Here is a 15965-nt window from a genome sequence, read left to right as displayed (position 1 = left end):
TGGGTGCAACTGGCCGTGCGGAACGGCGAGTTCGACGATTGTTGGGCTTTCGCCCGATTCGAAGGAGGTCGCCGGTGAACGGCGCGCTGCTGGTGGCCGGGACGACCTCGGACGCCGGAAAGAGTGTGGTGACGGCGGGGATCTGCCGGTGGCTGTGGCGGCAAGGGGTGCGGGTGGCGCCGTTCAAGGCGCAGAACATGTCGCTGAATTCGTTCGTGACGGCCGACGGGGCGGAGATCGGGCGTGCGCAGGCGATGCAGGCGCAGGCGGCGGGGGTGGAGCCGGAGGCGGCGATGAACCCGGTGCTGCTGAAGCCGGGGGCGGACGGCCGGAGTCAGGTGGTGCTGATGGGGCGGGCCGTGGCGGAGGTCGGGGCGCTGGACTACCGGGACCGGAAGCCGGTGCTGCTGGAGCGCTCGCTGGAGTGTCTGGCGGACCTGCGGTCGCGGTTCGACGTGGTGGTCTGCGAGGGTGCGGGCTCGCCGGCGGAGATCAATCTGCGGGACCGGGACATCGCCAACATGGGCCTGGCGTCGGCCGCCCGGCTGCCGGTCGTGGTGGTCGGGGACATCGACCGCGGCGGGGTGTTCGCGTCGATGTTCGGGACGCTGGCGCTACTGTCGGCGGACGACCAGTCGCTCGTCGCGGGCTGGTTGGTGAACAAGTTCCGCGGTGACGCGCGTCTGCTGGCACCGGGGTTGGAGATGCTGCGGCAGTTGACGGGGCGTCCGGTGCTGGGGACGTTCCCGATGCTCCAGGGGCTGTGGCTGGACGCGGAGGATTCGCTGGATCTGGCGTCGGTCGCGCAGCGCCCGGCGGCGGGTGGGCCGGTGGGGGCGGAGGTGCTGCGGGTCGCGGTGGTGCGGTTCCCGCGGTTGTCGAACTTCACGGACGTGGATGCGCTGGCGCAGGAGCCGGGTGTGCTGGTGCGCTGGGCGACCCGTCCGGAGGAGCTCGCGGACGCCGACCTGGTGGTGCTGCCGGGGTCGCGGGCGACGGTCGCGGACCTGGCCTGGCTGCGGGCGCAGGGCCTGGTGGAGCCGCTCGCGCGGCGCGTCGCGGCGGGGCTGCCGGTGCTGGGCGTGTGCGGCGGGTACCAGATGCTGGGCCGGGAGATCGTGGACGCGGTCGAATCCCGGGCCGGCACGGTGGACGGGCTCGGGCTGCTGCCGACCCGGGTGGTGTTCGGCGCGGACAAGGTGCTGGCGCGTCCGACGGGTGTGGCGCTCGGCGAGCGGGTGGCGGGTTACGAGATCCACCACGGGGTGGTGTCGGTGGACGGCGGCGAGTCGTTCGTCACCGACACCGACGGCCGGGCGCTGGACGGCTGCCGGGTCGGGCCGGTGTGGGGGACGACCTGGCACGGGGTGCTGGAGAACGACGCGTTCCGCCGGGCGTTCCTCGCCGAGGTGGCCCGCGCCGCGGGGCGGGCGTTCGTCCCGGCGCCGGACACCTCGTTCGCGGCGGCGCGGGAGCAACGGCTGGACGCGCTGGGCGACTTGGTGGCGGAGCACGCCGACACGGACGCGCTGTGGAAGCTGATCGAGAACGGGGCGCCGGCAGGTCTGCCGTTCGTGCCGCCCGGAGCCCCGGCCCCGGTGGAGATGGAGAGGTCGAAGTGACTGAACTGACCGATGCCCGTTACCCGTTCACGGCTGTCGTGGGGATGGACGACCTGCGGCTGGGCCTGTTGCTGAACGCGGTGTCGCCGGCGGTGGGCGGCGTGCTGGTGCGGGGCGAGAAGGGCACCGCGAAATCGACCATGGTGCGCGCGCTGGCAGGGCTGCTGCCGTCGATCGCCACCGTGGCCGGCTGCCGGTTCGCCTGCGACCCGGCCTCGCCGGACGCACAGTGCCCGGACGGCCCGCACTCCGGTGAAGGCGCGGCAGAACGTCCGGCATTCCTGGTGGAGTTGCCGGTCGGCGTCTCCGAGGACCGGGTGGTCGGCTCGCTGGACCTGGAACGGGCGCTCGCCGAGGGCGTGAAGGCGTACGAGCCGGGGCTGTTGGCTAAGGCGCACCGGGGCGTGCTGTACATCGACGAGGTGAACCTGCTGCAGGACCACCTGGTGGACCTGCTGCTGGACGCGGCGGCGATGGGGCGTTCGTACGTGGAGCGCGAGGGCGTGTCGGTGCGGCATGCGGCGCGGTTCCTGCTGGTCGGGACGATGAACCCGGAGGAGGGCGAGCTGCGGCCGCAGCTGCTGGACCGGTTCGGCCTGACGGTGGAGATCGCGGCCACCCGGGACGCGGACGAGCGCGCCGAGGTGGTGCGCCGCCGGCTCGCGTACGACGCCGATCCGGCCGGTTTCGCGGCGAGTTGGGCCGGGCGCGAGCTCGATCTCGCCGAACGGATCGGCGCGGCACGGGAGTTGCTGCCGTCCGTCGAGCTCTCCGATCTGGCGCTGCGTCAGATCACGGCGGTGTGCGCGGCGTTCGAGGTGGACGGCCTGCGGGCGGACATCGTGATGGCCCGCACCGCGGTGGCGCTGGCGGCCTGGGCGGGTCGCACCGAGGTGCTGGAGGAGGACGTCCGCAAGGCCGCCCAGCTGGCACTGCCGCACCGGCGGCGGCGCAACCCGTTCGACGCGCCGGGCCTGGATCAGGAGCAGCTGGACCGGACGCTGGCCGAGCACCAGGAGCCGGACGGCGAGGGCCCGGACGACGAGGGCCCCGGCGACGGTCCGGGCGACGGCGGCAACGGCCCGGACGGCGGCGGCTCCCCTGCACCGTCCGACCCCACCTCTCCTGCGCAGGAGGCGAGTTCGGAGGCCCCGCCCGCGCCGCCGCAGCAACGGCCGGGCGGCTCCCGGGAGTCGTCCCCGGTGGCGTCCGAACACCCCTACCGGACACGGCTGTTCAAGGTGGACGGCACCGGCCGGGGCGCGCAGGGACGGCGCTCCCCCGCCGAGACGGACGCCGGGCACACCGTGCGGGCGCGCCGGCCGCAGGGCCGGCTGACCCGGCTGCACCTGAGTGCCACGCTGCGCGCGGCGGCGCCGCACCAGGTGGCGCGCGGGCGGGCCGGCCGGGCGCTGGTGCTGCGGCGGGACGATCTGCGCGAACAGGTGCGCCGGGGGCGGGAGTCGAACCTCGTGCTGTTCGTGGTGGACGCGTCCGGGTCGATGGCGGCCCGGCAGCGGATGACGGCGGTCAAGGGCGCGGTGCTGTCGCTGCTGATGGACGCCTACCAGCGGCGCGACAAGATCGGCATGGTGACGTTCCGGGGCTCCGGCGCGGAGCTGGCGCTGCCGCCGACCTCCTCGGTGGAGGTGGGCGCGGCCCGGCTGGAGCAGTTGCCGACCGGCGGGCGGACGCCGCTGGAGGCGGGCCTGCTGCGGGCGCACGAGGTGCTGCGGGTGGAGCGGCTGCGCGACCCGGACCGGCGGGCGCTGCTGGTGGTGGTGACCGACGGCCGGGCGACCGGCACGCGCGACGCGGTGGCGCGGTCGCACCGGGCGGCGGGGCTGCTGGCTGCGCAGGGGGTGGCCGCGGTGGTGCTGGACTGCGAGTCCGGCCCCGTCCGGCTGGGCCTGGCAAGGGAGTTGGCGGCGCACCTGAACGGTGACGCGGTGAGCCTGGACGAGCTGCGGGCCGAGGGCGTGGCCGCGCTGGTGCGCGAGGCCCGGACGGCGATGACCTCCACTGCTACGACCTCTACGACCTCTACGACCTCTACGACACGAAAGGCGGCGTGAGCAGGATGCCCAAGGGAGTTGCGGAGAACGTCCCGGACGACGGACTGACCACCCGGCAGCGGCGGACGCTGCCGATCACGGCGGTGCACACCGGCCCGGGCAAGGGGAAGTCCACGGCAGCGTTCGGGATGGCGCTGCGGGCCTGGAACCAGGGCTGGCCGATCGGGGTGTTCCAGTTCGTCAAGTCGGCGAAGTGGAAGGTCGGCGAGGAGAACGCGCTGCGGGTGCTCGGCGAGTCCGGGCAGGGCGGCACGGTGGCGTGGCACAAGATGGGCTCGGGCTGGTCGTGGGTGCAGCGCGACATCGAGTCGTCCGAGGAGGCGGCCCGGGAGGGCTGGGAGCAGGTCAAGCGGGACTTGGCGGCCGAGACGTACCGGTTCTACGTACTGGACGAGTTCACCTACCCGCTGCACTGGGGGTGGATCGACGTGGCGGAGGTGGTGGAGGTGCTGCGCGACCGACCGGGCAGCCAGCACGTGGTGGTGACCGGCCGCAACGCGCCCGAGCAGTTGCTCGAACTGGCCGATCTGGTCACCGAGATGACCAAGCTGAAGCATCCGATGGACGCGGGCCGCAAGGGCCAGCGCGGTATTGAGTGGTAGACCCTTGAACGACAGCATTCCCCGGCTGGTGGTGGCCGCCCCGTCCTCCGGCGCGGGCAAGACCACGGTGGCGACCGGCCTGATCGCGGCGCTGGCCGCGCGCGGGCTGAAGGTGTCCCCGCACAAGGTCGGCCCGGACTACATCGACCCCGGCTACCACGCGCTGGCCGCCGGGCGTCCGGGCCGCAACCTGGACGCCTGGATGAGCGGCCCGGAGCGCATCGCCCCGCTGTTCGCGCACGGCGCGGCCGGGGCGGACGTGGCGGTGGTCGAGGGCGTGATGGGCCTGTACGACGGGGCGGCGGGGCGCGGCGAGTTGGCGTCCACGGCGCAGGTCGCGAAGCTGCTGCGGGCGCCGGTGGTGCTGGTGGTGGACGCCTCCTCGCAGTCCCGTTCGGTGGCGGCGCTGGTGCACGGCTTCGCGTCCTGGGACCCGCAGGTGCGCCTCGCCGGGGTGATCCTCAACAAGGTCGCCTCGGACCGGCACGAGACGCTGCTGCGGGAGGCCCTGGAGGAGGGCTCCGGGGTGCCGGTGCTCGGCGCGGTACGGCGGGCGAAGGCGGTGGACACCCCGTCCCGGCACCTGGGTCTGGTGCCGGCCGTCGAACGTTCGGCGGAGGCGCTGCGGGCGGTCCGCGAGATGGGCGAACTGGTCGCCGCCTCCGTCGACTTGGACGAAGTGCTGGCGCTGGCCCGGACCGCCCCGCCGCTGGATTGCACGGCGTGGGACCCGGCGGCCGAGGTGGAACCGCTGGTCGGTCCCCGGCCGCGGATCGCGCTGGCCGGCGGCGCGGCGTTCTCCTTCTCGTACGCGGAGAACGCCGAACTGCTGACCGCCGCCGGGGCCGAGGTGGTGCCGTTCGACCCGCTGCACGACGAGCAACTGCCGGAGCGGACCTCGGCGCTGGTGATAGGCGGGGGCTTCCCGGAGGTGTACGTCTCCGAGCTCAGCGCGAACGCCTCCCTGCGGGCGGCGGTCGCCCAACTCGCCGCGAGCGGCGCCCCGGTGGTCGGCGAGTGCGCCGGACTGCTGTACCTCGGGCGGGAGTTGGACGGCCTGCCGATGTGCGGGGTACTGGACACGACGGCCCGGATGACGCCCCGGCTGACCCTCGGCTACCGGGAGGCGGTGGCGCTCGCAGACTCGCCGCTCGCCGCGGCCGGGTCCCGGGTGCGCGGCCACGAGTTCCACCGCACCGTCACCGACCCGGCGGCCGGTCCGTCCCCCGCCTGGGGCTGGCGCACCCCCACCGGCCCGCACACCGAGGGCCACCTGCACGGCTCGGTGCACGCCTCCTACCTGCACCTGCACTGGACGGGCGCCCCCGCCCTGCCGACCCGGCTGGTCCGGCACGCCGCCGCCTGGGCCGCCTCGCACGACGGCAGCTGACGGGAGCCGCCGGGAGCTGACGGGAGCCGACGACGGATCGGCCGCGCGAGCCGGGCTCGCGCGGCCGACCGGGCCGGTCAGGCGGGGGGACACGGCCGGTCAGGCCGGGGGACGGCCGGTCAAACCGGCTGGCTGCCCTTCTTGGACGGCTCTTCCTGCGCGGTCGCCAGACCCAGCGCGCGGCGCAGCGAGATGATCTCCTCGTCGCCCAAGTTGTCCTCGGCGACGCCCAGTTCACGGCGGAGGGTGGCGTTGTCGGTGGACCGGTAGGCCGCCAGGTAGTGGTCGGACGCGGTCATGGACTTCGCGATCAGGCGGTCGACGGTCGCCTTGTCGGCGGTGTTCCAGTGCGCGGCCTTCAGCATGGTGGCCTGCTTGGTGGCGGCCACGCTCATGTCCTTGGCCCAGGTTCGGAACGCCTGCGGGTCGTCCTCGACCTCGCTGTCCTCGTCCGGGCCGTTGATCCAGGCACGGTCGAACTGGTTGGTGGCGTCCAGCAGTTGACGCTGGTCGGTGGTCAGAGTGCTGGGGTACTTCTGCAGCGAGCCGGTGCGCGACGACTTGTCCTCGTTGCCCAGGAAGCAGACGATGCGGCGGCTGCCGGAGGTGTTCCAGCCCAGCCGGTCGGGGAAGTAGTAGAAGGTCGACACCGAGTCCGGAATCGTCCAGGTGTCCGCCACATAGGTGTCGACGTGCGCCGGGCAGACCTCGTCGGCCTCCGCCTTCAGCGCGTCCTCGCCCGGGTACTTGCCGTCCTGCTTGCTGGTGGGCTGCGTCCAGTAGACCTCGCCGTGGTGCGAGGACGTGCAGTCCACGGGCTTGGCGAAGCCCGTCATCGCCCGGTTGAAGCACTGGCCGACCCGCAGCCGGAACGGCGAGTCCGGCGAACCGGCGTTCGACGTCGCCGTGACGTGCGAGGGCGTGGAACTGTCGTCCTCGAAGTTCTCGGTGCTGAAGACGCCGCCGATCGCCGAGAGCCCGAACAGCACCATGCCGAGGCTGCCGGCCACGATGCCGGAGATGGCCAGGCCCTTGCCGCGCTCGCCGGTCCGCTTGATCTGGCGCAGCGCATCGACGCCCAGGCCGATGCCGATGAAGCCGAGGAAGCAGCAGAGGATGCCGGTGATCAGCGAGGCGATGGCCAGGTTGTTGGTGTACAGCGACCGCTGCTGCTGCGGGTACATCACCATCGGCCCGGTCGGCGCGCCGGGCACGCCGGGCGGCGGGTACCCGCCCGTCCCCCACGGCTGCTGAACGCCCGTCGGCGCCCACGGGTTGCCCCCGGCGGTCGCATCGGGCTGGGCCGCGCCCCACGGGTTCGCCCCGGGCGGCACCGGCGCACCGGCCGGCGCGGCGCCGAGTTCGGGCGGCGGCGCGACGGGCGGCGCCCACGGGTTCGCGGGCGCCGGCGGCGCGGCGGGGGCCGGCGGCGCGTCAACTGGCGTGGCGGTGACAGCCGGAGCGTCGACGGGCGCGGGCTCCGGCGCGTCGGACTGCTTGCTGAACGAGATCGCCGCCGGTGCATCCGCGGCAGGCCCGACCGCGACGGCGTCAGCGCTCCCCGCGTCCGCCGCTTCCGCGGCGGGGGCCGGCGGCGCGTCAACTGGCGTGGCGGCGACAGCCGGAGCGTCGACGGGCGCGGGCTCCGGCGCGTCGGACTGCTTGCTGAACGAGATCGCCACCGGCGCATCCGCGGCAGGCCCGACCGCGACGGCGTCAGCGCTCCCCGCGTCCGCCGCTTCCGCGGCGGGGGCCGACTCGGGCGCGGCCGGCTGCTTGCTGAAGGAGACCGCGGCCGCCGGCGCTGCGTCTGCGGCGTCAACCGTGGGCGTGGCGGGCGTGGTCGGGGAGTCGTCCCGGGCGGCGTCGGGGACGGCCTCCCCGGAGCGCTCCTGGTCGAACGACATGGGTTTCCCCCTTGGGGCGTGGAACTGTTCGACGGCTGCGCGAATATAGCGGACCGGTCCGTCGCTCTCCCAACGAGTTCCGCGCCAAAGTTCCAGCACCACGAGCATGACCATTGCATGCAATGCATGCATCGCACTACGCTGCCGCCGTGCAGACCGAGAGCACCCGCCGCAGCCTGCGGGAACTGATCCTGGACGGTCGCTACCCACCGGGGGCGCGGCTGGGCGAGGTGGAGGTCGCGGAGACCCTGGGGGTGAGCCGCACGCCGGTCCGGGAGGCGTTCCGGGCGTTGACCGCGGACGGCCTGCTGGCCGCCGCCGGGCGTGGCGTCCGGGTGGTGGAGCTGTCCGCTGAGGAGCTGTCGCACGTCTACCGGGTGCGGGCCGCGCTGGAGGCGCTGACCGCCGAGCTCGCGGCCGAGCGGCAGCGGGCGGGCCGGCTGGCCCCGGCCGAGCTGACCGACCTGGCGGCGCTCGCCGACCGTACGCACCGGGCCACCGTGGAACGCGAGTTGACGGAGGCGGTGCGGCTGAACCGGCAGTTCCACCGGCGGGTCGCGGAGCTTTCCGCCAACCCGGTCGCCCTGCACTCGTTGGAGCGGCTGTGGGACCAGATCCAGGTCTCCACCCACCGTTCTCTGCACGCGCCCGACCGCACCGCCCTGGTGGACGACCAGCACCGTGAGCTGCTGGCCGCCGTGATCGCCGGGGATCCGGCCGCTGCCGGGGCGGCCGCCCGGCGGCACGTCCTGGACACCTGCGCCGCCGCCCGGCCGCCCGAGAAGGAGTGACCTGATGGCCCTGTCCCACCACTACGCGGTCCGTGTCGACTGGACCGGCAACCTCGGTACCGGTACCGACACCTACCGCTCGTACTCCCGCGCCCACGACATCTCCTCGGACGGGGTGCCGACGCTGCTCGGCAGCGCCGACCCGACGTTCCGCGGCGACCGTTCGCGGTGGAACCCGGAACAGTTCCTGCTGGCCGCGCTCGCCCAGTGCCACATGCTGTCGTACCTGTCGCACTGCGCGCGCCAGGGCGTGGTGGTGCTGTCCTACACGGACGAGGCGGAGGCCACCATGGAGACCGCGGGCGGCGGCGGCCACTTCACCGAGGCGATGCTGCGGCCCCGGGTGGAGATCGCCGACGAGTCGATGCGCGAGCAGGCCGAGGCCCTGCACGGCCCGGCCGGCCGGGACTGCTTCATCGCGTCCTCGGTGAACTTCCCGGTCCACCACGAGCCGGTCATCACGGTGCGCGCCGTCTCCTGACGCACCTCCTTGATGCTCCGTCAACTTCCTTGGTATAGCTGGCTACAGTGCTTCCGCTGAGGCTGACTCCAGGAAAATGACGGAGGCCTGCCGGATCGATCCGGGCGTGATGACGGCGAAGACTCGTGGTCATGCGAATCACTCAACGAGGCGCCGCCCTCGCCGCCGCCACCACCGTCCTGCTCGGCCTGACGGCGCCGCTCGCCGCCGCCGCTCCCGCCCCTGCCCGGCCCGCCTGGGCCGCCTGCACGGGCGGGGCGGCGGACGGGCGGCAGCAGTGCGCCGAGGTGACGGTCCCGGTCGACTACCGACAACCCGACGGGCCGTCACTGACGCTGGCGATCTCCCGGATCACCGCCGCCAAGCCGGATCAGCGGCGCGGCGTGCTGGTGCTGATCCCGGGCGGGCCGGGCGGCTCCGGCCTGAACGGGCCGAGCAGCGCCGTGAAACGACTGCCCCAGTCGGTGCTGGACAGGTACGACCTGATCGGCTTCGACCCACGCGGCGTCGGGCGTTCCAGTCCGGTCTCCTGCGGGCTCGACTACGCCGACCTGGCGCCCGGCAAGCTGCTGCCCTGGCCCGCGCCCGACGGGCACGGCGGCGATGCCAACCTGACCACCGGCCAACGCATCGCCGACCGCTGCGCGGCCAACGGCGGCCCGGTGCTGCGCAGCATCACCACCCGGAACGAGGCGCGGGACATCGACCGGATCCGGCAGTCCCTCGGCGAGCGCAGGATCTCCACCTGGGGCGTCTCCTACGGCACCTACGCGGGCGCCGCGTACGCCACGATGTTCCCCGACCGCACCGACCGGATCCTGCTGGACAGCAACGACAACCCGGATCCGGTCCTGGCCGAGCGCAGTTGGCTGGCCGCCTTCGCCACCGGCGCGGAGGACCGCTTCCCGGATTTCGCGGCCTGGGCGTCCTCCCCCGAGGCCGGCGAGTTCCGGATCGCCGACACCCCCGAGCAGGTCCGCACCGCCTACCTGACGGCCGCCCAGCAGCTGGACGCGGCCCCGCTGCCCTGGCCCGGCCACAACCCGGGCGTACTGGACGGCAACGGCGTGCGCGGCACCCTGCTGAACAGCCTGTACGCGGACGCCAAGTTCCCCGCCGCGGCCGCTCTGATCCAGGCCGCCCAGGGCCACCGCCCGCTGCCCGAGCAGGGGCCCGCGCCGGACGCGGCGGAGCTTGCGCAGATGCAGGCTTCCACGGCGGTCACGGTCGCCACCCTGTGCAACGACGTCAGCTGGCCGCGCGACCTCGGCTCGTACGCCGCGGCGGTGGCCGCCGACCGGGTCGCGCACCCGCTCACGGCCGGCATGCCGGTGAACGCCTCGGCCTGCGCGTTCTGGCACTGGCAGCCCGCCGAACCGCCGGTCCGGGTCACCGACGACGGGCCGTCCAACGTGCTGATGGTGCAGAACCTGCGCGACCCGGCCACGCCCTACGCGGGGGCGCTCAAGCTGCGCGCGGCGTTCGGCGACCGGGCCAGGATGGTCACGGTCGACTCCGGCGGCCACGGCTCCTACCTGTCCCACGGGAACGCCTGCGGCGACGCGCTGGTGTCGGAGTTCCTGGCCACCGGCCGCCGCCCGGCCCGGGACGCGTTCTGTCCGAAGGCCGGGTGAGGCCGGTGCGCGGCCCGATCAGCACCCGTCCGTCCGGGGTTCGTCCGGCCGGTGGCGGTGCGTCGGGCCGCGCCCGGTCGTCAGCCCAGGTCGCGGCGGCGCAGCCCGGCCAGGCCCGCCCCGGCGGCGAGCGCGGCCAGCGCGGTGGTCCACAGCAGCGGCGCGACGGTGAACGTCCCGCCGGGCAGGTGCGGAAGGTGCGTGAACGGCGACAGGTCGAGCACCCACTGCGGCAGTTGCAGGATCGGGCCGAGCCAGGCGACCAGCACGAACACGCCGAAGCCGGCCCAGCCGGCCGCCGTCCAGCGCGGCAGCAGGCCGTACACGGCGAGCGCCACGGCGGCGGTCAGCCACACCGCGGGCAGCTGGACCAGCGTGGCGCCGAGCATCCGGGCGACGGCGTCGCCCGTCCCGTGGCCGGCGGCGCTGCCGAGCGCGGCGCTCTGCGCCAGCCCGGCGGTGAGGCCGGCGGCGGCCAGCAGCACGGCGGTGCCGAGCAGCGGGAACAGCAGGTGTCCGCCCGCCCAGCGCAGCCGGGAGACGGCACCCGCCAGCACGGGTTCGGCCCGGCCGGCGCTCTCCTCGGCGCGCAGCCGCAGCACGGACTGCACGGCGTACACGGCGGCGATCATCCCGAACACCCCGGCGATGGTGGAGAGATAGGCGTTCAGCACGCCCTGCTGTCCGCCGAGCCGGGCCATCACGTCGGCCATCTGCTGGTTGTCGCCGACCAGATCGACCACGCCCTTGGCGACGCTGCCGAACACCGCGCCGCCCGCCGCGAAGGCCAGCGTCCAGCCGATCAGGGCGCCGCGCTGCAGGCGGCGGGCCAGTGCGGCGGCGTCCGCCAGACCGGGCGCGGCGACGGCGGGGCCGGGGCGCTGCGGGAGCAGCCCGGCGCCCAGGTCGCGTCGTTCGACCAGGGTGCGGGCCAGCGCGGTGAGCAGCGCGGCCCCGCCCAGCGGCAGTACCAGCACCCACCAGCGGTCGCCGGCGAACGCGCGGACCTGCTCGCTCCAGCCGATCGGGGAGAGCCAGCTCGCCCAGCCCGTGCCGCTGCCGGAGTCTCCGACGGCGCGCAGCACGAAGGCGAGGCCGATCGCCGCCCCGGCAAGGCCGTTGGCGGCCCGCCCGGTCTCGGCGATCTGCGCGGTGACCGCGGCCAGCGCGGCGAAGAACACCCCGGTGGCGCCGAGCGCGAGGCCGAACGCCAGCGCCCCGGCGGCGGATTGACCTGCGGCCAGCAGGACGATCGTCACCAGGGCGGCCAGCGCGGCGTCGGCGGTGAGGGCGGTGGCGAGTGCGGCGGTCAGCGGGGCGCGGCGGCCGACGGCGCCGGCGCCGATCAGTTCGAGCCGCCCGTCCTCCTCCTCGGCGCGGGTGTGCCGCACCACCAGCAGGGTGGACATCAGCGCGGCCAGCACCGCCCCGAAGACGCCCATCCGCCACGCGGTCAGCCCGCCGATGGTGGAGCCGTCGAAGATCGGGCCGTACAGGGCGCGCAGCGAGCCGTTGCCGTCGATGCTGGCCGCGAAGGTCCGCCGGGAGGCCTCGTCGCCGTACAGCTTGCGGAAGGAGAAGGCGGTGGAGGCGACCATGCCGGTGCCGACGTACACCCACACCGGCAGGGCGATCCGGTCGCGGCGCAGGGCGAGGCGGTAGAGGGTGCCGGTGCCGGTCAGCGCGTAGCCGCTCATCGGGCGGCCGCCGTCGAGGTCGACGGGGTGTCGGCCGGGTCGTTCTCGTAGTGGCGCAGGAAGAGTTCCTCCAGCGTGGGCGGCCGGCTGGTGAGGCTGTGCACGCCGACGGCGGTGAGCTCGGTGAGCAGGGTGCCGAGCTGTTCGGTGTCGACCTGGCAGCGCAGCCGGTTGCCGTCGATCGTCAGGTCGTGGGCGTAGGCGGGGTGCGGCGGCGGCCCGGTGAGGACGGCGTCCACCGAGGTGCGGGTGAGGTGGCGCAGGTCGTCCAGGGTGCCGGTCTCCACGGTGCGCCCGGCCCGGATGATCGACACCCGGTCGCAGAGCGCCTCCACCTCGGACAGGATGTGGCTGGACAGCAGCACCGTGGCGCCCCGGTCGCGGGCCTCGGCGACGCACTCGCGGAACACCTCCTCCATCAGCGGGTCCAGGCCGGAGGTGGGCTCGTCCAGGATCAGCAGGTCGGCGTCGCCGGCGAACGCCGCGACCAGCGCGACCTTCTGCCGGTTGCCCTTGGAGTAGGCGCGGCCCTTCTTGGTGGGGTCGAGCTCGAAGCGCTCCAGCAGCGCGGCCCGGCGGATCGGGTCGAGTCCGCCGCGCAGCCGTCCGAGCAGGTCGATCGCCTCCCCGCCGGAGAGGTTGCGCCACAGCGTCACATCGCCCGGCACGTAGGCGATTCTGCGGTGCAGCGGGACGGCGTCGCGCCACGGGTCGCCGCCGAGCAGGGTGGCGGTGCCGGAGTCGGCGCGCAGCAGGCCGAGCAGGACGCGGATGGTGGTGGACTTGCCCGACCCGTTGGGGCCGAGGAACCCGTGAACCTCGCCCTGCTCGACCGTGAGGTCCAGTCCGTCCAGGGCGCGGGTGCGGCCGAAGGTCTTCACCAGGCCGGACACCGAGATGGCGGTCGTCATGAGCTCGACGCTACTCTTGTTTCACAAATCCGTGAAGCTGCCGAAAGTCCCGGATCTTCGCGTTGCTGCCGAAGGTGTGTGAAGGTGGGCGGACGCCCGGTCGGACGGATGTCGGGGAGGGTTCCGGTGGTGCAGGTGAGTGAGGTGGGCGAAGTGAGCGGCGTGGACGCGCAGCGGGATCCGGCGGCGGTGTCCGAGTTCGTGGAGCGGTTCGCAACGGTGCTGACGGACGCCGGGTTCCCGCGGATGTCGGCCCGGGTGTTCACCGCCCTGCTGACCGCCGACTCCGGGCGGCTGACCTCCGCCGAACTGGGCGAACTGCTCCAGATCTCCCCCGCCGCCGTCTCCGGCGCGGTCCGCTACCTGACCCAGGTCGACCTGGTCAGCCGCGAGCGCGAACCCGGCACCCGCCGGGACCGCTACCGCATCCACGACCACGTCTGGTACGAGGCCACCGCCAACCGCGACCGCACACTGTCCCGCTTCGATTCCAGCCTGGCCGAGGGCGTCGACGCGCTCGGCCCGGACACCCCGGCCGGTCAACGCCTCGCCGAATCCCTGGAGTTCTTCGCCTTCCTGCGGGTCGAGATCCAGCAGATGCTGCAGCGCTGGCGCGACCGCGAGAAGTGAGCGACCGCTATCGCTGCCGTTCCCGCACCCGCGGGCCCCGCGGCCCCCACAGCGGCATCGAGAGGACCAACAGGACCAGCACGGCCACCAGCCCCGCGGTCCACCGCACCGCACCGCCCGGATCGGGCAGGTTCTCGGTCGGATACTGCCGGCCGGCCGGGTCGTACGTGACCTCCAGTCGGTTGCCGACGTCGCGGCCCTCGCAGGGGCTCAGCCGCTTGGCGATGTCCTGACCCTCGGCGGTGCGCAGCAGGCAGTACCCGGCCGCCTTGCCGTTGCGGGGATGGACGGCGGTGATCTGGGCGACCGTGCGCTTCCCGTCCGTGCTCAGCACGGTCCCGCTCACCGCGCCGGTGCCGAAGAACCCGATCCCGGCGAACAGCACGAGGACGAGGAGCGCCGCGATCGACGTGGCCTGGGTGCGGTACGCATTCCCGACCAGCCCTGTCAGAGCCACCCCCAGCACGCAAAGCACCACCCACGCAACGGGGTTGGCCGCGCCGAACTGCCAAACCGCCAGCCACGCCGCCGCAAGGCTCCCGAACAGCGCGGACACCGTGTACCACGCCCAGAAACGGTGCGGGTGTTCCGTCGACTTCAAAGCCATCATTCCTGTCGATCGCTCGAACGCCGGGACGGTGCACCTGTTGGTGCCCGCCATCCATTGGCTACCGCTTCCGCCCCTCCAGGCTCCGCCCGCGCAGCCCCCACAGCGGGAGCAACAGCACCAGCAGGGCCAGCGCCGCACTCAGCCCGGCGACCCAGCGCTCCGCACCGGACGGGTCGGGCACCTCCTCGGTCGGGTCCTGCCGGCCGGCCGGGTCGTAGGTCACGTCGAGGTGGTCGCCCACCTTGCGGCCCTCGCAGGGGCCGAGTCGCCCGGGAATGCCCCGGCCGTCCGCTGCCCGCAGCAGGCAGTACCCGGCCGCCCTGCCCTCGCTCGGGTGGACGGCGGTGACCTCGGCGAGCGTCCGCTCGCCGTCCTCGGCCAGCACGCTCTGGCGGTACGCGACGGTGCCGACGAATCCGATCGCCAGGAGCAGCACGAGGGCAAGGACCGCCCCGACCGCACCCGCCCTGGTGCGGTACGGATACACGATCACCTGCATCAGCAGCGCCGCCAGGACGAAGATCGTCGCCCCCTCGGCGAACCCCGTCCAACCGAGCTGCCGGTCCGTCAGCCAGATCAAGACGAGGCCGCCCGCCAGCGTCGGCAGCGTGACCCGCGCCCAGAAACGGTGCGGATGCTGCACCGGCTTCACACTCATCGCCGCTCCCCCCGTTCGTCGTACTTCGCAGTTGGCGCGGTGCGAACGGTCAGTCCTCCGCAGCGTCCCGGTCGCGCTCCAGACGCAGGCCCAACCGTCCCCACAGCGGGAGCGACAGGACCAGCAGGGCCAGCCCCCCGCCCAGCCCGGCGACCCAGCGCACCTCGCCGTCCGGGTCGGGCGCGCCCTCGACCGGGTCCACCCGGCCGGCCGGGTCGAAGGTGACGCTGACGTGGTCACCGACCCGGTAGTCGTTCGAGTGGATCCGGCCGGAGATGTCCCGCCCGTCGGCAGCCCGCAACTCACAGGTCGGCGTCCCCCTTCCCTTGCCCGGGTCCACGGCAATGACCTCGGCGACCGTCCGCTCGCCGTCCCGGGCCAGCACGTGGTGCTGCGCCGCGTCGACCCCGGCGAACCCGAGCAGGACCACCAGCGCGCCGGACGCGAGCGCCGCGACCAGGCCGACCACGGTGCGGTAGGAGAACGCCATCACCAGGAACATGGCCAGCGCCAGCAGCGCCAGCGCCCCCTTCAGGGTCCCCGTGCGCCAGCCGAGGTGCTGGCTGATCAGCCAGATCAGAGCGGAGTTGGCGACCAGCGTCGCAGGCGCGAACCGCACCCAGAAACGGTGCGGGTGTTCCTCGGACTTCACGTCCATGTCGATCCCCCCATTGATCATTCGGATCAAGAGGGACGCTACTCCTGCCCATGAGCCACCGTCAGTCGGGGTGCCCGGCCCACCACTTGCGGGGCTCCAGCGCCGGCCGTAGGTGACGTAGAGGCGCGGTGACGTAGAGGCGCCAGCCCACGCTGCGGCCGGCGCAGGGGCCGAGGTGGCCGGGGATGTCGCCGCGGCCGGCCTCGTCGCGCAGCAGGCGGTACCCGGCCGCCTTGCCCTGGCGGGGGTGGGTGGCGGTGACCACGGCGAGCGTCCGACGACCGTCCCGAGCAGCTGCC

The 15965-nt window shown here is 73.9% G+C and carries 15 protein-coding genes; 8 read left to right on the top strand and 7 right to left on the bottom strand.

Translation table 11 applies throughout. The features are described from left to right. Window positions 1-74 precede the first annotated feature (74 nt). Genes ACGFWJ_RS21690 through ACGFWJ_RS21675 form a run of 4 tightly spaced genes read left to right on the top strand, consistent with a single transcriptional unit; the run spans window position 75 to window position 5689 of the window. Window positions 75-1622 (top strand): cobyric acid synthase, encoded by a 1548-nt coding sequence (locus ACGFWJ_RS21690; RefSeq protein ID WP_392951956.1) that lies wholly within the window; start codon window positions 75-77, stop codon window positions 1620-1622. A 44-nt stretch (window positions 1623-1666) separates the two neighbouring features. Next, window positions 1667-3697: a putative cobaltochelatase gene (locus ACGFWJ_RS21685; protein WP_392952020.1), complete on the top strand. Its 2031-nt coding sequence runs from the start codon at window positions 1667-1669 to the stop codon at window positions 3695-3697. A 5-nt stretch (window positions 3698-3702) separates the two neighbouring features. Next, window positions 3703-4299 carry a cob(I)yrinic acid a,c-diamide adenosyltransferase gene (gene cobO / locus ACGFWJ_RS21680; RefSeq protein ID WP_387646657.1) on the top strand — a complete coding sequence of 199 codons (597 nt, stop codon included), beginning with the start codon at window positions 3703-3705 and terminating at the stop codon, window positions 4297-4299. Between the two features lie 4 nt (window positions 4300-4303). Then, the gene (locus ACGFWJ_RS21675) at window positions 4304-5689 is read left to right on the top strand and encodes a cobyrinate a,c-diamide synthase (protein ID WP_387646209.1); all 1386 of its coding nucleotides are present in this window, start codon (window positions 4304-4306) and stop codon (window positions 5687-5689) included. Between the two features lie 119 nt (window positions 5690-5808). On the opposite strand, the gene ACGFWJ_RS21670 is transcribed toward ACGFWJ_RS21675, so the two are convergent. Continuing rightward, window positions 5809-7596 (bottom strand): DUF4190 domain-containing protein, encoded by a 1788-nt coding sequence (locus ACGFWJ_RS21670; protein ID WP_392951953.1) that lies wholly within the window; start codon window positions 7594-7596, stop codon window positions 5809-5811. A gap of 149 nt (window positions 7597-7745) precedes the next feature. Between ACGFWJ_RS21670 and ACGFWJ_RS21665 the strand changes: the two genes are divergently transcribed. From ACGFWJ_RS21665 to ACGFWJ_RS21655, 3 genes are all read left to right on the top strand, one after another. Continuing rightward, a complete protein-coding gene (locus ACGFWJ_RS21665) occupies window positions 7746-8387 on the top strand; it encodes a GntR family transcriptional regulator (protein WP_387646213.1) in 642 nt (213 codons plus the stop codon). A gap of 4 nt (window positions 8388-8391) precedes the next feature. Beyond that, entirely contained in the window at window positions 8392-8868 is a 477-nt protein-coding gene (locus ACGFWJ_RS21660) for an OsmC family protein (RefSeq protein ID WP_392951948.1), read from the top strand. A 131-nt stretch (window positions 8869-8999) separates the two neighbouring features. After that, window positions 9000-10502, top strand: a complete 1503-nt coding sequence (locus tag ACGFWJ_RS21655) for an alpha/beta hydrolase (protein ID WP_392951946.1) — start codon at window positions 9000-9002, stop codon at window positions 10500-10502. An 80-nt stretch (window positions 10503-10582) separates the two neighbouring features. Here ACGFWJ_RS21655 and ACGFWJ_RS21650 read toward each other — a convergent pair whose 3' ends face one another. Then, entirely contained in the window at window positions 10583-12199 is a 1617-nt protein-coding gene (locus ACGFWJ_RS21650; RefSeq protein ID WP_392951943.1) for an ABC transporter permease, read from the bottom strand. Next, entirely contained in the window at window positions 12196-13110 is a 915-nt protein-coding gene (locus ACGFWJ_RS21645) for an ATP-binding cassette domain-containing protein (protein WP_392951940.1), read from the bottom strand. The genes ACGFWJ_RS21650 and ACGFWJ_RS21645 overlap by 4 nt, the downstream gene beginning before the upstream one ends. Window positions 13111-13236: 126 nt before the next feature. Here ACGFWJ_RS21645 and ACGFWJ_RS21640 point away from each other — a divergent pair, with 126 nt between their 5' ends. After that, the gene (locus ACGFWJ_RS21640; RefSeq protein WP_392951937.1) at window positions 13237-13740 is read left to right on the top strand and encodes a GbsR/MarR family transcriptional regulator; all 504 of its coding nucleotides are present in this window, start codon (window positions 13237-13239) and stop codon (window positions 13738-13740) included. Between the two features lie 7 nt (window positions 13741-13747). On the opposite strand, the gene ACGFWJ_RS21635 is transcribed toward ACGFWJ_RS21640, so the two are convergent. The 4 genes from ACGFWJ_RS21635 to ACGFWJ_RS21620 all read right to left on the bottom strand — a co-directional run bounded on the left by ACGFWJ_RS21635 (window position 13748) and on the right by ACGFWJ_RS21620 (window position 15931). Next, window positions 13748-14341, bottom strand: a complete 594-nt coding sequence (locus tag ACGFWJ_RS21635) for a hypothetical protein (protein ID WP_392951934.1) — start codon at window positions 14339-14341, stop codon at window positions 13748-13750. Window positions 14342-14408: 67 nt separating this feature from the next. Then, window positions 14409-15008 carry a hypothetical protein gene (locus ACGFWJ_RS21630; RefSeq protein ID WP_392951931.1) on the bottom strand — a complete coding sequence of 200 codons (600 nt, stop codon included), beginning with the start codon at window positions 15006-15008 and terminating at the stop codon, window positions 14409-14411. A gap of 49 nt (window positions 15009-15057) precedes the next feature. Then, complete coding sequence (locus ACGFWJ_RS21625; protein WP_392951928.1) at window positions 15058-15687, bottom strand: DUF3592 domain-containing protein; 630 nt, start codon at window positions 15685-15687, stop codon at window positions 15058-15060. A gap of 40 nt (window positions 15688-15727) precedes the next feature. Continuing rightward, window positions 15728-15931: a hypothetical protein gene (locus ACGFWJ_RS21620; protein ID WP_392951925.1), complete on the bottom strand. Its 204-nt coding sequence runs from the start codon at window positions 15929-15931 to the stop codon at window positions 15728-15730. Between the last annotated feature and the right edge of the window lie 34 nt (window positions 15932-15965).

This window comes from Kitasatospora sp. NPDC048407 (genome assembly GCF_043200475.1).
In the GTDB taxonomy this organism is placed as follows: domain Bacteria; phylum Actinomycetota; class Actinomycetes; order Streptomycetales; family Streptomycetaceae; genus Kitasatospora.
Note: the sequence above shows the minus strand (reverse complement) of the source record. Positions and strands in the feature narration are given on the sequence as shown.

Excerpts from the sequence above, each read along its gene's own strand:
- ACGFWJ_RS21685 (WP_392952020.1), top strand. The coding sequence starts at position 1,667 with ATGGACGACCTGCGGCTGGGCCTGTTGCTGAACGCGGTGTCGCCGGCG.
- cobO (WP_387646657.1), top strand. The coding sequence starts at position 3,703 with ATGCCCAAGGGAGTTGCGGAGAACGTCCCGGACGACGGACTGACCACC.
- ACGFWJ_RS21670 (WP_392951953.1), bottom strand. The coding sequence starts at position 7,596 with ATGTCGTTCGACCAGGAGCGCTCCGGGGAGGCCGTCCCCGACGCCGCC.
- ACGFWJ_RS21660 (WP_392951948.1), top strand. The coding sequence starts at position 8,392 with ATGGCCCTGTCCCACCACTACGCGGTCCGTGTCGACTGGACCGGCAAC.
- ACGFWJ_RS21655 (WP_392951946.1), top strand. The coding sequence starts at position 9,000 with ATGCGAATCACTCAACGAGGCGCCGCCCTCGCCGCCGCCACCACCGTC.
- ACGFWJ_RS21650 (WP_392951943.1), bottom strand. The coding sequence starts at position 12,199 with ATGAGCGGCTACGCGCTGACCGGCACCGGCACCCTCTACCGCCTCGCC.
- ACGFWJ_RS21645 (WP_392951940.1), bottom strand. The coding sequence starts at position 13,110 with ATGACGACCGCCATCTCGGTGTCCGGCCTGGTGAAGACCTTCGGCCGC.
- ACGFWJ_RS21630 (WP_392951931.1), bottom strand. The coding sequence starts at position 15,008 with ATGAGTGTGAAGCCGGTGCAGCATCCGCACCGTTTCTGGGCGCGGGTC.
- ACGFWJ_RS21625 (WP_392951928.1), bottom strand. The coding sequence starts at position 15,687 with ATGATCAATGGGGGGATCGACATGGACGTGAAGTCCGAGGAACACCCG.